Annotated in this window: 12 protein-coding genes; 10 read left to right on the forward strand and 2 right to left on the reverse strand. The window is 72.3% G+C overall.

Features of this window, described 5'->3' with window-relative positions; all coding sequences use genetic code 11:
• The first annotated feature begins 15 nt into the window (after positions 1–15).
• The 6 genes from HZB25_12835 (at position 16) to speA (ending at position 8,588) form a co-directional block, all read left to right on the forward strand.
• Positions 16–384 carry a carboxymuconolactone decarboxylase family protein gene (locus HZB25_12835; GenBank protein ID MBI5838116.1) on the forward strand — a complete coding sequence of 123 codons (369 nt, stop codon included), beginning with the start codon at positions 16–18 and terminating at the stop codon, positions 382–384.
• 82 nt (positions 385–466) lie between these two features.
• The gene (locus HZB25_12840) at positions 467–931 is read left to right on the forward strand and encodes a DUF2269 family protein (GenBank protein MBI5838117.1); all 465 of its coding nucleotides are present in this window, start codon (positions 467–469) and stop codon (positions 929–931) included.
• A complete protein-coding gene (locus HZB25_12845) occupies positions 919–3,018 on the forward strand; it encodes a glycosyltransferase family 39 protein (protein ID MBI5838118.1) in 2,100 nt (699 codons plus the stop codon). Before HZB25_12840 ends, HZB25_12845 begins: the two co-directional genes overlap by 13 nt.
• A gap of 42 nt (positions 3,019–3,060) precedes the next feature.
• A complete protein-coding gene (locus HZB25_12850; GenBank protein ID MBI5838119.1) occupies positions 3,061–4,233 on the forward strand; it encodes a glycosyltransferase family 2 protein in 1,173 nt (390 codons plus the stop codon).
• On the forward strand, positions 4,230–6,419 hold the full coding sequence (locus tag HZB25_12855) for a hypothetical protein (GenBank protein ID MBI5838120.1): 2,190 nt from the start codon (positions 4,230–4,232) through the stop codon (positions 6,417–6,419). The genes HZB25_12850 and HZB25_12855 overlap by 4 nt, the downstream gene beginning before the upstream one ends.
• 216 nt (positions 6,420–6,635) lie before the next feature.
• Positions 6,636–8,588, forward strand: coding sequence for a biosynthetic arginine decarboxylase (gene speA, locus HZB25_12860; protein MBI5838121.1), 1,953 nt, complete (start codon positions 6,636–6,638; stop codon positions 8,586–8,588).
• 90 nt (positions 8,589–8,678) lie between these two features.
• Here the strand turns inward: speA and HZB25_12865 are convergent, their stop codons facing one another.
• The gene (locus tag HZB25_12865; protein MBI5838122.1) at positions 8,679–9,128 is read right to left on the reverse strand and encodes a YkgJ family cysteine cluster protein; all 450 of its coding nucleotides are present in this window, start codon (positions 9,126–9,128) and stop codon (positions 8,679–8,681) included.
• A gap of 151 nt (positions 9,129–9,279) precedes the next feature.
• On the opposite strand from HZB25_12865, the gene HZB25_12870 reads away from it, so the two are divergent.
• From HZB25_12870 to metH, 3 genes are all read left to right on the forward strand, one after another.
• The gene (locus HZB25_12870) at positions 9,280–9,990 is read left to right on the forward strand and encodes a zinc ribbon domain-containing protein (protein ID MBI5838123.1); all 711 of its coding nucleotides are present in this window, start codon (positions 9,280–9,282) and stop codon (positions 9,988–9,990) included.
• 7 nt (positions 9,991–9,997) lie between these two features.
• Complete coding sequence (locus tag HZB25_12875) at positions 9,998–11,368, forward strand: hypothetical protein (protein MBI5838124.1); 1,371 nt, start codon at positions 9,998–10,000, stop codon at positions 11,366–11,368.
• A 171-nt stretch (positions 11,369–11,539) separates the two neighbouring features.
• A complete protein-coding gene (gene metH / locus HZB25_12880; protein ID MBI5838125.1) occupies positions 11,540–14,974 on the forward strand; it encodes a methionine synthase in 3,435 nt (1,144 codons plus the stop codon).
• Between the two features lie 6 nt (positions 14,975–14,980).
• Here metH and HZB25_12885 read toward each other — a convergent pair whose 3' ends face one another.
• Complete coding sequence (locus HZB25_12885; GenBank protein MBI5838126.1) at positions 14,981–15,850, reverse strand: hypothetical protein; 870 nt, start codon at positions 15,848–15,850, stop codon at positions 14,981–14,983.
• Between the two features lie 345 nt (positions 15,851–16,195).
• Here HZB25_12885 and HZB25_12890 point away from each other — a divergent pair, with 345 nt between their 5' ends.
• Positions 16,196–17,410, forward strand: a complete 1,215-nt coding sequence (locus HZB25_12890; protein ID MBI5838127.1) for a DEAD/DEAH box helicase — start codon at positions 16,196–16,198, stop codon at positions 17,408–17,410.
• Positions 17,411–17,451: the final 41 nt, after the last annotated feature.

Consider the following 17,451-nt stretch of genomic DNA (forward strand, 5'->3'; position numbering starts at 1 on the left):
TTGGCTTCCGATCACCTGAAACCCGGGCTCGCCCGGCTCGAGGAGTACCGGCGCGCCCGGGAGGCCGCCAACACGCGCATCCACGCCTCCGACCACCTGGGGATCAAGCGTTTCCTCGCGCTCGACACCCAGGCCTACGCCGACGGCGCGCTCTCCGGGAAGACCAAGGAGATGCTCGGGCTGGTGGCATCCGCGGTGCTGCGCTGCAACGATTGCATCGACTACCACCTGGTGCAGTGCGTGCGCGCCGGGTTCACCGACGCGGAGCTCCACGACGGATTGAACGTGGCGCTGGTGGTGGGGGGTTCGATCGTCATTCCCCACCTCCGCCACGCCTTCGACACGCTGGCGGCGCTGCGCGAGGCGGGCGAGTTCACGCTGTAGGGCGGCCGCGAACATCCGGGAAGTCCCGCGGAGCACCGGCCGCGCCGGGAGCGTCCCTCACCCCTGAACCCTGGAGTCTCCCGTGCTGAGTGTCTTCCGAATCGTCCACGTGCTTTCCGCGCTGCTCTTCTTCGGCGGCCTGCTGCCCGTCACCTTCCTCTTCGGCATGGTGATGCGGCAGACCGACGCCTCCGCGCGGCTGGCCGGGCTGCGGCTGCTCGGCGCGGCGAACCGCGCCTTCCTGCTGCCGGGCTCGATCCTCTCCGGGCTGAGTGGTTTCGCGCTCTCGGGCATGAAGCCCGTGTCCATCGGCGGCACCCCGTGGCTCATGGCGGCGGTGGTGCTGTACGTGATCGCGTTCGTGCTCAGCATGGCGGTGCTCGCGCCGCATTCGCGCCGCCTGGTGCAGGCCGCGGCGGCGGCGCTGAAGTCCGGCTCGGGTGTCGAGGTGGACGCCCTCGCGCGCAGGCCGCTGCCACGCGCGGCGCGTGCAATCGTGGGCGTGGCCGGCCTCGCCATCGCGGTGCTGATGACTTGGCGGCCCTGACGCGGTCCGCGCGCCCGGCGCCCGCCGCGCGGGCGGGCCTCTCCCATGTCGTCCCCGTCGCCGCGCGGGCGGGCTTCCCCCGCGACGTCCCCGTCGCCGCGCTGGCCGCGCTCTTCGCGGTGGCGCTGATCGTCCGCTTCGTCCACTTCGCGGGCGTGAGCCAGACCCCGTACTTCCACTACCCGATCATCGACGCCCGCACCTACCACCTGGCGGCGCTGCAGATCGCCGCCGGTCTGGGACACCCGGACCGGGTGTTCTGGCAGCCCCCGGGCTACCCCTGCATGCTGGGGGCGGTGTACGCGGTCGCGGGCTCCGGCCCGTGGGCCCCCCGCGTGCTGCAGGCCCTGATGGGCGCGCTCAGCGTGCTGCTGACCGCCGGGATCGGCGCGCGCCTGTTCGGCCGCCGGGTCGGGATCGTCGCGGCGGCCTGCGCCGCGTTCTACCCGCTGCTGTTCTACTTCGATGGCGAGCTGCTGCCGCCCACGCCCGCCACGCTCTGCCTGCTCGCAGCGCTGGCGCTGGCGCTGCGCGCGGGGGAGGCCGCGCGCCCGGTCCGCTGGTGGGCCGCCGCGGGCCTCGCGGGCGGGGTGGCCTCGCTGTTCCTCGCCACCTCCGCGCTGGTGGTGGCGGTGATCGCCGCGTTCGCCCGGCGGCGCGCCCCGGTGGTGCTGCTGGCCGCGGCGCTGGCGGTCGCGCCCGCCACGATTCGGAACGCGGTGAAGGGCGGGGAGTTCGTCCCCATCTCCTCGAACGGCGGGATCAACTTCTACATCGGCAACAACGCCCACTACGACAGCACCGTGAATATCCGCCCGGACCGCCACTGGGACCGGATGGTTCGCGAGCCGCGGGAGTTCGGCATCCTGAGCGCCTCTGGACAGTCCGCGTACTTCACGCGGAAGGGGTTCGCCTTCCTGGGCGCGGATCCCGCCGGGTTCGCCATGCTCCAGTTGAAGAAGCTCCGGCTGCTGCTCGGGGGGAACGAGGTCCTGCGCAATCACTCCATCTACCCGTTCCGGGAGGCCTCGCCGCTGCTCGCCGCGCTCCTGTGGAAAGTCCCGGGCCTGGCGTTTCCCTGGGGCCTGCTGGCCCCCCTGGCGCTGGTGGGAGTGTGCGCGCGCTGGCGCGCGGCGCCGCTGGCGGCGGCGGCGCTGCTGGCGATCGCGGCCTCGGTGGTGGCGTTCTTCGTCACCGCGCGCTACCGCGTTCCGATGGTGCCGCTGATGCTCGTGTTCGCGGTGGAAGGGGTGCGCTGGTTCGTGCGCGAGGCCGCGGGGCGGGCCCGGCTGCTCGCGGCGGCCGGCGCGGTGGCGGCGCTGCTCGGGGCCAACCTGGGTCAGGGACCGATGCCCGCGCGCATGAACCCCGACGCCGAGTACAACGTGGCGCTGGGGCTGGGGGATGCCGGCCAGCTGCAGCAGGCCATCCTGCTGTGCCGGTCGGCGCTCGAGCAGGACCCGGACAGCGAGGAGGGCTGGGTCAACCTCGGGATCTTCGAGGCCCGGCGCGGCGCGGTGCCCGAGGCGGAGATGTGTTTCAGGAATGCCCTGGAGCTGGAACCTTCCGACCCCGACGCGCTGGGCAACCTGGCCGCGTTGCGCGCCGAGACGGGCCGCATCGATGAAGCCGCCTGGCACTGCCGGCGGGCCCTGGCACTGTCCCCGGGGCACAAGGGAGCCGGGACCACCCTGGCGATGGTGCTTTCCGCCATGGGCGTGACCGGCACGGATGCGGACACGGGCGTCACCCCCGTGCATCCCACCGCGGGGCAACTCGCGTCGTGGCGCGCCGAGTCCGCGTCCCGCCCGGACGACCGGGTGCTGATCGGCCGCCTCCTGGCCGGCTACGAGCTCGGCGGGACCCCGGGTGAGGCGCTCGCGGTGGCGCGGCAGGCTCTCACCCGGCTGCCGCGGGACTTCACGCTGCGGTTCGCGCTGGGCCGCCTCCTGGTGAACTCCGGCGATGCGGCGGGGGGCGCGGCCGAGCTGCGACGCGCGCTCGCCCTCGGGGGCCCGCTGGCGCGCAGCTGGATCGCCCGCAACCCCGAATTGGCCGCGGTGAGGGACGCGATCCTCACAAATTGACGCGGATCGGGTCCGCTGATAGTTTGCCCCCGGAGGTGGACCTTGACCCTGAGCACCCAGACCGATCGCCCGAGCGCCGCGCCATCCCCCGGGGCCGATCCTCGCGCGCCCCTGGTCCGGCCCATCCTCCCGGGGGATCCCGCCGCCGCGCTGCTCTCCCGCGCGGCGATCATCGTTCCCTTCCACAACGCTGCCCGCACGCTGGGGGACTGCCTCGCCCCGCTCACCGAGTGCGCGGAGTTGGGGGCGGAGCTGCACGTGGTGGACGACCTGTCGGTGGACGGATCGGTGGAAGTTACGCGGCGTTTTCCCGCGGCGCGACTGCACCTGCGGGAGTCCCGCGGCTCCAGCGGCGGCGCGCGCAACACCGCCGCGCTGGCCACCCGTCGGGAGCTGCTCATCTTCGTGGACGCTGACGTGGTGGTCCCGGTGCAGGCCGTGGTGACCATGCTGCGCATGCTGGCGGAGCGGCAGTGCGACGCGGTGATCGGCTGCTACGGCGAGGACCACGACCACGTGGGCCTGATCAGCCAGTACAAGAACCTGTGGATCCGGCGCACCTATCTCAAGAGCCCGCGCCGCCCGCGCTGGTTCTGGACCGCATTCTGCGGCGTGCGCCGCGACGCATTCCTGGGCGTGGGCGGGTTCAACGAGAGCTACGAGGACGCCCGGGGCGGCGTGGACTTCGAGTTCGGGTGGCGGCTCAGCGAGGCGGGCGGCCTGATCCGACTCGAGACCGGCCTGCTGTGCCGGCACCTGAAGCGCTTCACGCTGCGGGAGCTGCTGTTCAACGACATGATCCGCGCGCGAGGCTACGTGATCCAGGCGCTGTCGCTGCGCGGGCGCAGCCCGATCCGGCCCAACCGCTTCGCCAACGTGCGGCTGAGCCACCTGCTCTCCGGCGTGGCGGCGGTGGCGGTGCTGGCCGCGTGGGCTCTCGCGCTGGCGGGCGCCTCGGGCGCGCCGGTGCCGCCCGGCGTGGCGGAGCGCGCGGCGCTCGGATCGCTGCTGGCGTGGCTGGCGCTGCAGTCGAGATTCCTGGCCTACTTCGCCGGCGTGCGCGGGCCGCTCGGGGCCGCAGCGGTGCTGCCGGTGCTGTTCCTGGATGAGCTCTTCTCGCTGATGGGCGTGGCCCTGGGCCTGGCCGCGTACCTGTCCGGCGAACGCGCCCCTTTCGGCGGGGGATTCGCGCCGCGCGGGGCCGGGTCGGATTGAACGGCGGGGAGGTGCGGGCCGCCCGGGCGTGGCTCGTCCTCGCCACCGCCTGGCTGGCGGTCCACGCGCTGGCCGGCGCGCTCCCGTTGCGCTGGTGCTGGGGTCTGGGCTCGTGGGCCCTCTATGCCCCGGAGGTCCGCGGCGCGCTCACGGTGGCGGGCGCGCTGGCGCTGGCCCTGGCGGGCGTTGCGATTGCGCGTGCGGCCGGCGCCGATGCCGGCACCGCGCCGGGCCCGACGGACTCCGAGGTCCCGCGGGGCGGTCGCGCCGCCGCGAGACACGGGATCCGCGCGGGCTCCGGCGGCCACCGTGCGAGCCGCCTGCCCGCCCCGGGAATCCGCGAGGGCGATCCGCCCCGACGCGACACGCGTCGCCTCCTGCTCCTGGCGCCCGTCTTCGCTGCAGCCGCCTGGCTGTGCCGCGACCGCACCCACATCCTCGGCGACGGCCTCACGCGCCTCGTGGCGTTCCACCGCGAGCACGGCGCGTACAAGGCGCCGCTCGACTACCTGGTGAACTACCGAATCGCGAAGCAACTGGGCGAGGCGCTCGGCGGCGACCTGGGCCTGGGGCAGGCGCTGATCTCCATCGCCTGCGGCACCGGGGCCCTGCTGCTGCTTCCGGGCCTGCTGCGCGGGGCCGGCGTGCCGCGCGGGTCCCGGCTGCTGGCCGGCGCGGTGTTCCTGCTTTCCGGCTGGGTGCTGCTCTTCTGCGGCTACTTCGAAGCCTACCCCCTCTACATGTTCCTGCTGCTGGCGTTCCTGTGGGTCGGGCTGAAGCTGGCGGGCCATGCCGCATCCGCGCTGGCGCTGGTCCCGCTGTGGCTGCTGGCGCTCGGCTCGCACTTCGGCGCGGTGCTGGTGGCCCCGGCACTGCTGTGGGCCCCGCTGGGGAGGCTGCTGGCGGGTGCCGCGAGCCCGCGTGGCGGGGCGAGCGCGATGGCGCCGCGGTCCCCGGGCGCGCCCGGCGGGGGCGCGGAGCCCGCGCCGCCCGCCCGCGATTCCCGGGCGCGCTGGCTGGCCTGGGCCGTGATCGCGCTGCTCGCCGTGGTGGCCGTGGTGGCGCTGTTCTTCGTCCGCGTGGGCCGCTCCACGCAGGGCGTGAGCCTGGCCTGGTTCCTGTTCACGTCGCTGAGCTGGAGCCTGCGCCAGGCCTTCGACACGCCGGCGCACATGGTGGGGTACTTCACCGGGCGGGCCAACGTGCTGCTGCTGGTGTGGGGCGCCACCGCGGCGCTGCTGCCCTTCGCCGCCCGCGCGCTTCGTCGCCGGGGCCCGGCCGACGCCGCGCGCGAGGGCTTCCTGGCGCTCGCCGCCCTGGGCGGCCTGGGCGCGCTGGCCTACAACGGCACGCTGGGCGCCGGTCGCGACTGGGACCTGCTGGCCGCGTCGCTGGTGCCGGCGCAGCTGTGGCTGCTGGGATGGGCGGCCCGCGGCATGGGGCGCGTCGCGAGGCCCGTGCTGGCGGCTTCGGCGGCGCTGGCGCTGCTGCACGCGGGACCGTGGGTGGCCTCGCAGGCCAGCCCGGCGCTCGGGCGTGAATGGGTGCTCCGCCTGTGGGAAGCGGGCCCCGAGCTGGGCAACTTCACCGACCACGAGCGGATCCTGCTGGGGGGCGACCTCATGGATGCCGGGGCCTGGGAGCGCGCCGCGGTGCTCTACGAGCGGCGCGCTCCGGTGCTGGAGAAGGACGGGCCGCGCCTGCGGGTGCTGGCCGCCCGCGCCTGGCTGGCCGCCCGCCGCCCGGATCGGGCCGCCCGCGCGTGCGAGGAGGCCTGGCGCGGGGGTCGGCGCAGCGCCCCGCTGGAGAAGCTGGCCGTGGCGCTGATCCTGGATCCCGGGATCCCGGTGGCCGACTCCGGCCTGGCCTCTCGCGCCCGGGAGCTGGCGCGCGTGGACAGCGCCGGCTCCGGCGGGCGCTTCGAGGAGGTGCTCTCGCGCACGGCGGCGGCGCTGGAGCGCTGGCCGGGCGAGGCGATGTTCCTCCGCCGCCGCGCGCTGGGCCTGCTGTCGCGAGGCCGCGGGGCGGCGGCGCTGGAGCGCGCGCGCGTCGCGGCGCCGGCCGATTCCGGCGACGGCGGTGGCTGGAGCGACCTCGCACACGTGTGCGCGCAGCTGGGGCTCGAAGACGAGGCGCGCACCGCGCGCCGCCGCGCCGCACGAGTGGAGGCGCCGCCGGAGGACTGAAGTGGCGCCGGCCACGGCCCGGCCGCGCCGGATTTTCCCCCCCGAAACCCCGCAGACGCCCGATTTACGTTGGTGCCTCCGCCCCCCGCTTGGTACTCTTCGGCCATTCCCACCCGGCGGCCCGAGCGGGCCGTCCGCGGACATCGTCCTGTCACCCTGATCGCGCCCGGGCCGAACGCGCCCGCGCGGGGGAGAACGCGGTTGAGCAACACCGAGATGAGGTCGTGGACCATCAAGGACAGCGCCGAGAACTACAACGTGGGCGGCTGGGGCGCTTCCTACTTCGGGATCAACGAGGCGGGCCACGTGGTGGTCACGCCCGCCGGCCCGGAGGGCGGCAGCATCGACCTCTACGAACTGGTGAGCGACATCCAGAAGCGCGGGCTCGGCATGCCCCTGCTCATCCGGTTCTCCGACATCCTGCACGGACGGATCAAGGAGGTGTTCGGCTGCTTCTCCCGCGCCATGGAGGAGTACGGCTACCAGGGCCGCTACCGGGGCGTGTACCCCATCAAGGTCAACCAGCAGAGCCACGTGGTGGAGGAGCTGGTGCGCTTCGGCCGGCCCTACAACCTGGGGCTCGAGGCCGGTTCCAAGCCCGAGCTGCTGGTGGCCATCGCGCTGCTGGACAACCCCGACGCGCTGTTGATCCTCAACGGGTACAAGGACGAGGAGTATATCGAGACCGCCCTGCTGGCGCAGAAGCTGGGCCTGCACCCGATCATCGTGATTGACCGCTACCGGGAGCTGGACCTGGTCCTGAGCGTCTCGCGCCGGCTGGGGATCCGGCCGCGCATCGGGGTGCGCGCCAAGCTCACCACGCGCGGGGCGGGCAAGTGGGTGGAATCCACCGGCGACCGCTCCAAGTTCGGGCTCACCGCCACCGAGATCGTCCGGCTGCTGGCCTGCCTGCGCGAGAACCAGATGCTCGACTGCGTGGAGCTGGTGCACTTCCACATCGGGTCGCAGATCTCGGCGATCCGCGCCATCAAGGACGCCATGCGCGAGGCCAGCCGCATCTACGTGGAGCTGGCGCTCTCCGGCGCGGGGCTGAAGTATCTCGACGTGGGCGGCGGCCTGGGAGTGGACTACGACGGTTCCCAGACCAACTGGCAGTCATCCACCAATTACTCCACGCAGGAGTACGCCAACGACGTGGTGGCCTCGGTCATGGACGCGTGCAACGAGCGCGGCGTGCCCCACCCCGATCTGACCAGCGAATCCGGCCGCGCGCTGGTGGCGCACCACTCGCTGCTGGTGTTCAACATCCTGGACGTGAACCAGGTGATCCAGGGCCAGGAGCCGCCGCAGCCCAAGGCCGGCGAGCACGCCGTGATCCGCAGCCTCTACGAGACGCTGCGCTCCATCAGCCGCAAGAACTTCCTGGAGGCCTACCACGACGCGCTGCAGCTCAAGGAGGAGGCCACCAGCCTGTTCAACCTGGGCTACCTCGACCTCGAAGGGCGCGCGCGCGTGGAGGAGCTGTTCTGGGCGTGCTGCGAGACAATCTTGAAGATCGTGCGCGACCTGCCGTACGTGCCGGAGGATCTCGACGGCCTGGAAAAGGGCCTCTCGGACACCTACTACGGCAACTTCTCGGTGTTCCAGTCCGCGCCCGACCACTGGGCGGTGAAGCAGCTGTTCCCCACCATGCCCATCCACCGGCTCAACGAGCGGCCCACCCGGCGCGGCGTGATCGCCGACCTGACCTGCGACAGCGACGGCAAGGTGGACCAGTTCATTGACCTGCGCGACGTGAAGCACGTGCTGGAGCTGCACCCGGTGAACGGGGAGCCCTACTACGTCGCCATGTTCATGGTGGGCGCCTACCAGGAGATCCTGGGCGACCTGCACAACCTCTTCGGCGACACCAACGCCATCCACGTCTCGCTGGACAACCACGGCTACCGGGTGGAGCACGTGGTGGAGGGCGACACGGTGACCGAGGTCCTGGGCTACGTGCAGTACGACCGCCGCGACCTGCTGCAGCGCCTGCGGCGCGCCAGCGAGGAAGCCCTGCGCGCCAAGCGGCTCAGCTTCGAGGAGTCGGCGCTGCTGATGAAGCGCTTCGAGGAGGGCCTCTCCGGCTACACCTACCTGGAGGAGCCGGACTCCGAGCCGGTGCTCACGTTCCAGCCGGAGAAGGCGGGCACGGAGGCGGGGAAGTAACGGGGTATCCCCGGGATTCCGCCGGCCGCCACGGCGGCGGAGACGGCCCCGGCTCGCTCCCGGGCCGGGTCGGCGCGGCGCCGGGAGGACCTAGGCGCTCTCCCTCGCCGTCGCACGGCGCCCGGGGGCCGCGGCCTGCGGCTCGTGCGCCCGGAACCGCCAGTCGATGTTTCGCGAGTCCAGCCACGCGGTGTACTCGTCGGCGGTGTGGAACTCGTGCCGGTGTGCCGGCTCCGTGCTCCACACCGGGCATGCATCGGGCTCGTACCGGCGGCACAGGTCGGGACGGCGCTCGTAGCTGCGGCACAGGTTGTCCTCGCCCAGCTCCCCGCAGCGGGTCTTGAACTCCACGAACCAATCCCCGTCGGGATTCACGTACACGGAAATGTTCTCGTGCACCAGCATCCAGCGGATCTGGTCGTGCTGCCACTTGGCCTCGGGCCGGTCAATCTCCACGCTCACGTAACGGCAGCAGTGCGCCACGCAGCCGTCGCAGGTGGGCCGGGTGGATGGCAGAACGGGCAGGTCGAAGGTGTCCATGCGCTCCCTTGTGGGTGTCGGGTCCGGGTTGGGCCGATCAGGCCTGGTTGCCGCCCGTGATGATGCCACAGGCACGCGGTTCGCGTCACGCCCCGGATGCGGTAGAATCCACCCGAACCAGGCAGAATCGTCCGCCACGGGAGGAGTCGCCATGACCCTGATCCAGTTCACCGAGAACTACGACGACCTGTCCACCGACATGGGCTTCCAGTTCGACTTCAAGTGCGATCGCTGCGGCAACGGCTACAAGTCGGCCTTCAAGCCTTCCATGACGGGCATGGCCGGCGGCTTCCTGCGCGCCGCGGGCAGCATCTTCGGCGGGGTCATCGGCAGCGCCGGCCACAGCGCCTACGAGGTGCAGAAGGCCATCGGCGGGCCGCAGCACGACGCGGCGCTCAAGGAGGCGGTGGAGGAGGGGCGCAAGGTCTTCAAGCAGTGCAAGCGCTGCGGCAAGTGGGTGTGCCCCGAGGTGTGCTGGAATCCCAAGCACGGCCAGTGCAAGAACTGCTCGCCGGACCTGGAGCAGGAAATGGCCGCGGCCCAGGCCGGGGCCGCCGTGGAACAGATGCAGGAGAAGGTGAAGTCCACGGACTACACCCGAGACCTCAACGTGAGCCGCGTGGCCAGCATGGAGTGCCCCAAGTGCGGCTCCGAGACCCGCGGAGCCAAGTTCTGTCCCAACTGCGGCACGGTGATTTCGCCCAAGGTGGAGTGCCCCAAGTGCGGTACGCAGGTGAACGAGGGGGTGAAGTTCTGCCCCGAATGCGGCACCTCCATGGCGCCCTCCAACAAGTGCGTGAAGTGCGGCACCGAGCACGAGACCGGCGCCAAGTTCTGCCCGTCCTGCGGACAGAAGCTGTAGGCCCGCGGTGCCGGAGGCCGGGGCCAAGGCGCGCGATTTCCGCGCCCGCGTGAGCGTGGGCGCGGCCGGGGCCGCCGGCGTCGCCGCCGGGGCGGTGCGCGTGGATGCCGGGGGCGTGGACTGTGCCGAAGGCCCGGCCGGGCCGCTGCGCGTGGACTTCGGCGAGGTCGAATCGCTGGAGCGCGCGGAGCTGCGCGTGGGGCTGAAGCTCTTCGACGGCACCACCGTGGCCTTCGACCACGGCGGCTCGCTGGACGACCTGTGGGACACGCTGCGCCGCGCGTTCCTGGCGCGCGTGTCCGACTCGCTGCGCTTCGGCCCGGCGGACCCGCGGCACACCTTCGATGCGCGCGTGGCCCTGGAGGGCGAGGGCGGTTTCGCCGCCACGCCGGCCCGGCTCTCGGTCACGCGCCTGGGGCTCAATTACCTGGCGGAGTCCGGCCCCTGCGCGCAGCTGCCGTTCGGCTCGCTGGGCGAGGCGGCCTTCGACGCGCCGGCCTACGAGGTGGCGGTGCCGGTGCTCGCGGGGCCGGCGGCGCCGCGCGGGGCGGTGCTCAGGATCGCGAAGCTGGCGCAGCGCACCGACGAGTTCCAGGCGCTGCTGCGGGAGGCGCGCCGCGCGAGCCTGGCCGACACGGCGCGCTGTCTCTCGGACCTGGCGCCGAAACTGGGCGCGGCGCAGCGGGTGGCGCTGGCCAACGAACTGACCGTGGGGCGCATGGTGTCGCGGGAGCGCTGCGAGGCGGTGGCGCCGGACGCCTGGCGCATGCTGTGGGATGCGGCCGCGGGCGCGGGCCGCGCGGGCTACCGCGACGCGCTGGAGGCCGCCTCCGCAGGGCCCGCGGGCATGTTCCTGGGGCTGATGCCCCACGGTGGCTCGGAACCGGTGGCGGAAGGCGCTTCGGAGGAGCCCGCCGACGCATCCAACGGGGAGGCCGCGGATTCGGCGTCGTGGGACGCTTCACCCCCGGTGAGCGGCGGCGATTCCGAGCCCGGGGAGGATTCCCCTTACCCGGTGGTCTATGCGGCGGTGGTCCTGCCCGGCGCATCCCCGGCGAAGGACCGGCTGGCGCTGGAGGTGCTCTCGGAGCGCGACCACGCCACCTACGTGTACCGCACGGCCCCGTCGCCCGCGGGAGCCGACCGCGCGGCCGCCGGGGCGTGGCTCGCGGCCGCCGTGTCGCACACGCTGCTGGGGCTCAACTTCCGGAAGGAGCCGCTGTACCTGCCCGAGGAGCAGCTGATGCAGGCCCGCGAACGGCTGTACCGCGCGGCCCTGCGCCGCCTCCCGGGCCTGCGCGAGTTGCGGGCGCGCCTGCTGGGGCGGGCCATCCACAGCGGTCCCGCCGCATGGAAGAAGCAACTGGAAGGGCTGTAGGACAGGCATTCATGCCTGCCGGATCACCGGAATCGAGTCTTCGGCAGGCAGGGATGTCCCCCGGATCACCGGAATCAAGTCTTTGACAGGCAGGAGCGCCTGCCCTGCGAGGCCCCGACCGTGAAGCTCCCCTCGCGCATTGACCTCGAGTTCCACCCCGTGCGCCACGCGATGCGCGATCGCATCCTGGTGCTCGACGGCGCCACCGGCACGTACATCCAGGGGCTGGACCTCACCGCGGCGGACTTTGGCGGCCCGGAATACGAGGGCTGCAACGAGCACCTGGTGCTCACCCGTCCGGACGCGGTGCTGGGCATGCACCGCGCGTATCTGCAGGCGGGCGCAGACATCGTGGAGACCAACACCTTCGGCGGCACCCCGCTGGTGCTCGCCGAGTACGGCCTGGCGGAGCGCGCGCGCGAGATCAACGCCCGGGCGGCGCAGCTGGCGCGCCAGGCGTGCGGCGAGGTGTCCACGCCGGGACGCCCGCGGTTCGTGGCCGGCTCCATGGGGCCCACGACCAAGGCCATCTCGGTCACCGGCGGCATCACCTTCGACGGAATGCTCGACACCTACCGCGTGCAGGCCCTGGGGCTGGTGGAGGGCGGCGCGGACTTCCTGCTGGTGGAGACCATCCAGGACACGCTCAACGGCAAGGCGGCGCTCTTAGGGGTAGACGCGGCGTTCGAGGAGCTGGGCCGCGCGGTGCCGGTGGCGCTCTCGTGCACCATCGAGCCCATGGGCACCATGCTCGCCGGCCAGAGCATCGACTCCTTCTACGCCTCGGTGGAGCACCGCGACCTGCTGTACGTGGGGCTCAACTGCTCCACCGGGCCGCGCTTCATGACCGACCACCTGCGCACCCTGGCGGGCATCGCCGAGTGCCCGGTGGCGTGCATGCCCAACGCCGGGCTGCCCGACGAGGACGGCCGCTACAACGAGACCCCGGAGATGATCGCCGAGGTGCTGGCGAAGTTCGCCGGGCAGGGCTGGCTGAACCTGGCCGGGGGCTGCTGCGGCACCGACGCCGCGTACGTGCGCGCCATCGCCGCGGCGGTGGGCCGTCACCAGCCGCGCACGGAGCGGCCGAAGCGGTTCGCGCGAGTCTCCGGGGTGGACTTCCAGACACTGGAGGAGGAGCGCCGCCCGCTGCTGGTGGGCGAGCGCACCAACGTCATCGGCAGCCGCAACTTCAAGAAGCTGATCGCCGACGGCGACTTCGAGCGCGCCTCGGAGATCGGGCGCGCGCAGGTGCGCGGCGGCGCGCACATCGTGGACGTGTGCCTGGCCGACCCCGACCGCGACGAGCGGACGGATCTCGAAACGTTCCTCGCGAAGCTGGTGCGCAAGGTGCGCGTGCCGATCATGATCGACTCCACAGACGCGGAAGTGATCGAGGCGGCGCTCAAGCTCACCCAGGGCAAGTCGCTGATCAACTCGGTGAACCTGGAGGACGGGGAGGAACGCTTCGAGCGCGTGGTGCCGCTGGCGCGCACGTACGGCGCGGCGCTCATCGTGGGATGCATCGATGACGACCCGCAGCAGGGCATGGCGGTCAGCGCCGGGCGCAAGATCGACGTGGCGCGCCGCGCCTACGGGTTGCTGACCGAAAAGTACGGCATGGCCCCGGAAGACCTGGTCTTCGACCCGCTGGTGTTCCCTTGCGGCACGGGCGATCCCGCCTACCGCGGCTCCGCCGCGCAGACCATCGAGGGCGTGCGGCGCATCCGCGAGGCCTTCCCGCGCAGTCGCACCATCCTGGGGATCAGCAACGTCAGCTTCGGGCTGCCGGTGGCGGGCCGCGAGGTCTTGAACTCGGTGTTCCTGTACCACTGCACCGTGGCCGGGCTGGATCTCGCCATCGTGAACTCGGAGAAGCTGGTGCGTTTCGCCGCGATTCCCGGGGACGAGCGAAAGCTGTGCGAGGACCTCCTGTTCGACCGGGGCGAGGACCCGGTGGCGGCCTTCGCCGCGCATTTCAAGGGCCGCAAGGCCGAGCCGCGCGACACCACCGCCGACCGCGCGCGGCCCGTGGAGACCCGCCTCGCCGCCCACGTGGTGGACGGCAGCCGCGAGCGGCTGGAGGAGGACCTGGACGAGGCCATGGGCCGCTACGCGCCGCTCGACATCATCAACGGCCCGCTCATGGACGGCATGAACGAGGTGGGCCGGCTGTTCAACACCAACCAGCTGATCGTGGCCGAGGTGCTCCAGAGCGCGGAAGTGATGAAGGCCGCCGTGACCCATCTCGAGCCGCACATGGAGAAGGCGGACACGCGCAGCCGCGGCACGGTGATGCTGGCCACGGTGAAGGGCGACGTCCACGACATCGGCAAGAACCTGGTGGACATCATCCTCTCGAACAACGGCTACAAGGTGGTCAATCTGGGAATCAAGGTGGAGCCCGCCCGGCTCATCGAGGGCGCCCGCGAGCACCGGCCGGACATCGTGGGCCTCTCGGGCCTGTTGGTGAAGAGCGCCCAGCAGATGGTGGTGACCGCGGCCGATCTGCGCGAGGCCGGTGTGCGCGCGCCCTTGCTGGTGGGGGGCGCGGCACTCACGCGCAAGTTCACCGACACGCGCATCCAGCCGGAGTACGGCGAGCTGACCGCCTACGCCAAGGACGCCATGCAGGGGCTGGACCTGGCCAACCGCATCATGGACCCCGCGCAGCGGCCGGGACTCGAAATCGAGCTCGAAGCCGTCCGCGCCTCCTACGGCGCCGCCGTGGAGGCCGCGCCCGTGCCCGAGGAGAAGCCCTTCGCCGGCCGTTCCGTGCCGCCCGCGGACGAGGTGCCTTCCCCGCCGGACCTCAGGCGCCACGAGGTGCGCCGCAGCGTCGGAGACCTGCTGCCCTACGTGAACCCGATGATGCTCTATGGCAAGCACCTGGGCCTGCGCGGCATGGTCATCCGCCTGATCGAGCACCGCGACGAGAAGGCGCTCAAGCTGGTGAAGGTGGTGGAGCAGCTGGTGGCGGAGTGCGAGCGCGACGCGGTGCTGGACCCGCGGGCGGTGTACCGCTTCTACGCGGCGCGAGCCGAGGGCGAGGAGCTGGTGCTCTCGGAAACCCCGGGCGGGCCCGCGGCGGCGCGCTTCCGCTTCCCGCGCCAGGCCGATCGCGACCGGCTGTGCGTGGCCGACTGGGTGGAGCCCGCCGGGGGCCGGCAGGACTTCGTGGCGATGTTCGTGACCACCGCCGGCTCGGGCGTGCGTGCGCGCGCCGAGGCGCTCAAGGCCGCCGGGGACTACCTGCGCTGCCACGCGCTGCAGGCACTGGCGCTGGAGACCGCCGAGGCGTTCGCCGAGTGGCTGCACCAGCAGCTGCGCGCCGCGTGGGGCTTCGCCGATCCGGCCGATCTCACCATGACCGACCGCTTCAAGGCCCGCTACCGCGGCATCCGCGTCTCGTTCGGCTACCCCGCCTGCCCCGACCTGGAGCAGCAGGCCGGGCTGTTCGCGGCACTGAAGCCGGAGACGATCGGCGTGAAGCTGACCGACGGATTCATGATGGAGCCGGAGGCGTCGGTGTCGGCGCTGGTCTTCCACCACCCGGGAGCGAAGTACTTCGCCGCGCTGCCGGGGGCGGCGGTGGGGCAGGCGTAGTCCCGCCTACCGCCCCGAGAACTTCCGGTCCTCGATCCCCGCGTTGGCCCTGAACTCCGAAGCCCGCCAGTCCAGCAGCAGCTTTCCATCCGCCCCGTCGAAGATCCGTCTGCGGGTCGCCCAGCGCATGCCCGCCACGGTGGTGAACTCGGACAGCTCGATGCGCGTCCGCGGAGGGACCGCGCCCCGCTCGTAGTGCCACCACTCGGCTTCGACGACCAGGTGGGTGGCGGCGTCCATGCCGATCCGCCACAGGTCCGGCGAGCCCGCCACGTCCACGTCCAGCAGGTGCACGGAATGGCCCGCGCGATCCGCCTCGCCGGCGTCGTGCAGCGTGACGCCCGGCTGGCGCAGCCGCCAGGGGAGCCCGAACAGGAACAGGTCCAGCGTGAGCTGCTGGCGCGCGTGGCGCGAGGCGGCGGGGTCGGTGAGCATGTCGAAGTCCTCGTAGGCCCACGCGAACACCGGGGTGCAGCCGAACACCAGCAAGGTGCCCGAGTCCGAGCGCGCCTCCACCCGGTACATGGGCCCGCCGGGTCCCAGCTTGAGGAAGCGCCGCGAGCCCACGGTGCGTTCCGCCACGCCCTTGCCGTACTGCGTGGTGGCGCCGGTGTAGCAGAGATCGAGAAGCGAGTCCCAGGCCGCCGGGCCGCCGTGCGCGGCGAGGATCGAGTCGGCCCACGCCAGGGCCAGGCTGTCCACCGGCTCCGCGACGGGGGCCGGCCGGGCGGAATCGGCAGCCGCCCGGGCGGTGGCGGTGGTGTCCGGGCGCTGGGCCCGGCGCGGGGCGCGCCCCTGCCGTCGGGGCGCCGCCAGGGAGGCGGACGCCACCGCCAGCAACGTGAGGAGCAGGCAGAAGCGGGTGAGGTTCGTCATGGATGTGGGTGCCCGGCCACAGGTTGAGGGCCATGGCGGAAGCCGGGCGTCGCCGGGAGTGTAGCCAGCCGTATCCCCTCGCGCCACGGAGAACCTGGGGCCATGGGGGCCGGCACCTGCCTTATCTGCGGCCTCGTTGACAGCGCCCGCCCGGCTCTCCTATAGTAAGCGTGAAATGATGAACGGAAATCACATATCCGCGAACCGCCTACCCGGGCTCGCGGCTTTTTTGTTCCCGGGAGCGACCGGAGGTCCGGGGCCCCGGGCCGCGCGAAGGCAGTGCCGTCCGCGCGTCCTGGAGCGACCCGCGGGCCCCGTGCGCCCCGCTCTCCGTTAGGGCCTCCCATGCATCGAAATCTTGCCCAATCCGCGTTCCAGATCTTTGACCTTCCGGCCACGCTGTTGAAGGACATCAACCGCATCGGCTGGATCCAGCCCACAACCATCCAGGAGCAGAGTATTCCGCCCGCGATCGAGGGCCGCGACGTGATCGCGGGGGCCCAGACCGGCACGGGCAAGACCGGCTGCTTCGCCATCCCCATCCTGCGGCGGCTTGCAGGCGGCCGCGGACTGCGTGCGCTGGTGCTCGCCCCCACGCGCGAGCTGGCGGTGCAGATCCAGAGCACCTTCGAGGAGCTGGGCCGGGAGAGCAAGCTGGTCACCGTCGCCGTGTATGGCGGCGTGAGCATCGAGCCTCAGCTGGAGGCCATGCGCCGCCACCCCGACGTGCTGGTGGCCACCCCCGGGCGGCTGATTGACCTGCTGCAGCGCCACGCGGTGAGCCTCAAGACGCTCAAGGTGCTGGTGCTCGACGAGGCCGACCGGATGCTGGACATGGGCTTCATGCCGCAGATCCGGCGCATCTTCGCCTCCTGTCCGCGTGAGCGGCAGACGATGCTGTTTTCGGCCACCATCCCGCAGGGCCTGGAGCGGCTGGTGTATGACCAGCTGCACAACCCGGTGAAGGTCAGCATCGGGCTCCGCACCGCGCCCGCGGACCGCGCGGACCAGCGCGTGGTGATGTGCGACAACTTCCTGAAGCAGCAGGTGCTGCTGCAGATCCTGGCCGACGAGGACGGGACGGTGCTGGTGTTCACCCGAACCCGGATCCGGGCCGAGCGGCTGGGCCGCACCCTGCGCACCATGGGCTACCACGCGGCGCGGTTGCACTCCTCGCGCACCCAGGCGCAGCGCGAGTCGGCCCTGGACGGCTTCCGCAGCGGGCGCTACCGCATCCTGGTGGCCACCGACATTGCCGCGCGCGGCATTGACGTGGCCAACATCGCGCACGTGGTGAACTTCGACGTCCCGCAGTGCGCGGACGACTACGTGCACCGCGTGGGCCGCACGGCGCGCGCCGAGGCCAGCGGCAAGGCCACCACCATCATCTCGCCTTTCGAGATCGACGACCTGAAGACCATCGAGAAGGCCATCGGGCGGCCGATCGCGAAGTTCCAGGCGGACGGCACTCCGATCGAGGAGCCGAAGCCGGCGCCGCCGCCGCCGCCGTTCGGAAGGCGGCCGAAGGGGCTGAGTGCCAGGGAACGCATGCGGCGGTAGGCCGGGGCGGACAGTGCGACTGGAAACGAACAGGGGCGGCT

Source organism: Candidatus Eisenbacteria bacterium (assembly GCA_016235265.1).
Classification (GTDB): domain Bacteria; phylum Eisenbacteria; class RBG-16-71-46; order RBG-16-71-46; family JACRLI01; genus JACRLI01.

What these genes read in the sequence shown, in the direction of transcription:
- speA (MBI5838121.1), top strand. Translation starts at nt 6,636, where the DNA reads ATGAGGTCGTGGACCATCAAGGACAGCGCCGAGAACTACAACGTGGGC.
- metH (MBI5838125.1), top strand. Translation starts at nt 11,540, where the DNA reads ATGCGCGATCGCATCCTGGTGCTCGACGGCGCCACCGGCACGTACATC.
- HZB25_12870 (MBI5838123.1), top strand. Translation starts at nt 9,280, where the DNA reads ATGACCCTGATCCAGTTCACCGAGAACTACGACGACCTGTCCACCGAC.
- HZB25_12865 (MBI5838122.1), bottom strand. Translation starts at nt 9,128, where the DNA reads ATGGACACCTTCGACCTGCCCGTTCTGCCATCCACCCGGCCCACCTGC.
- HZB25_12890 (MBI5838127.1), top strand. Translation starts at nt 16,196, where the DNA reads ATGCATCGAAATCTTGCCCAATCCGCGTTCCAGATCTTTGACCTTCCG.
- HZB25_12885 (MBI5838126.1), bottom strand. Translation starts at nt 15,850, where the DNA reads ATGACGAACCTCACCCGCTTCTGCCTGCTCCTCACGTTGCTGGCGGTG.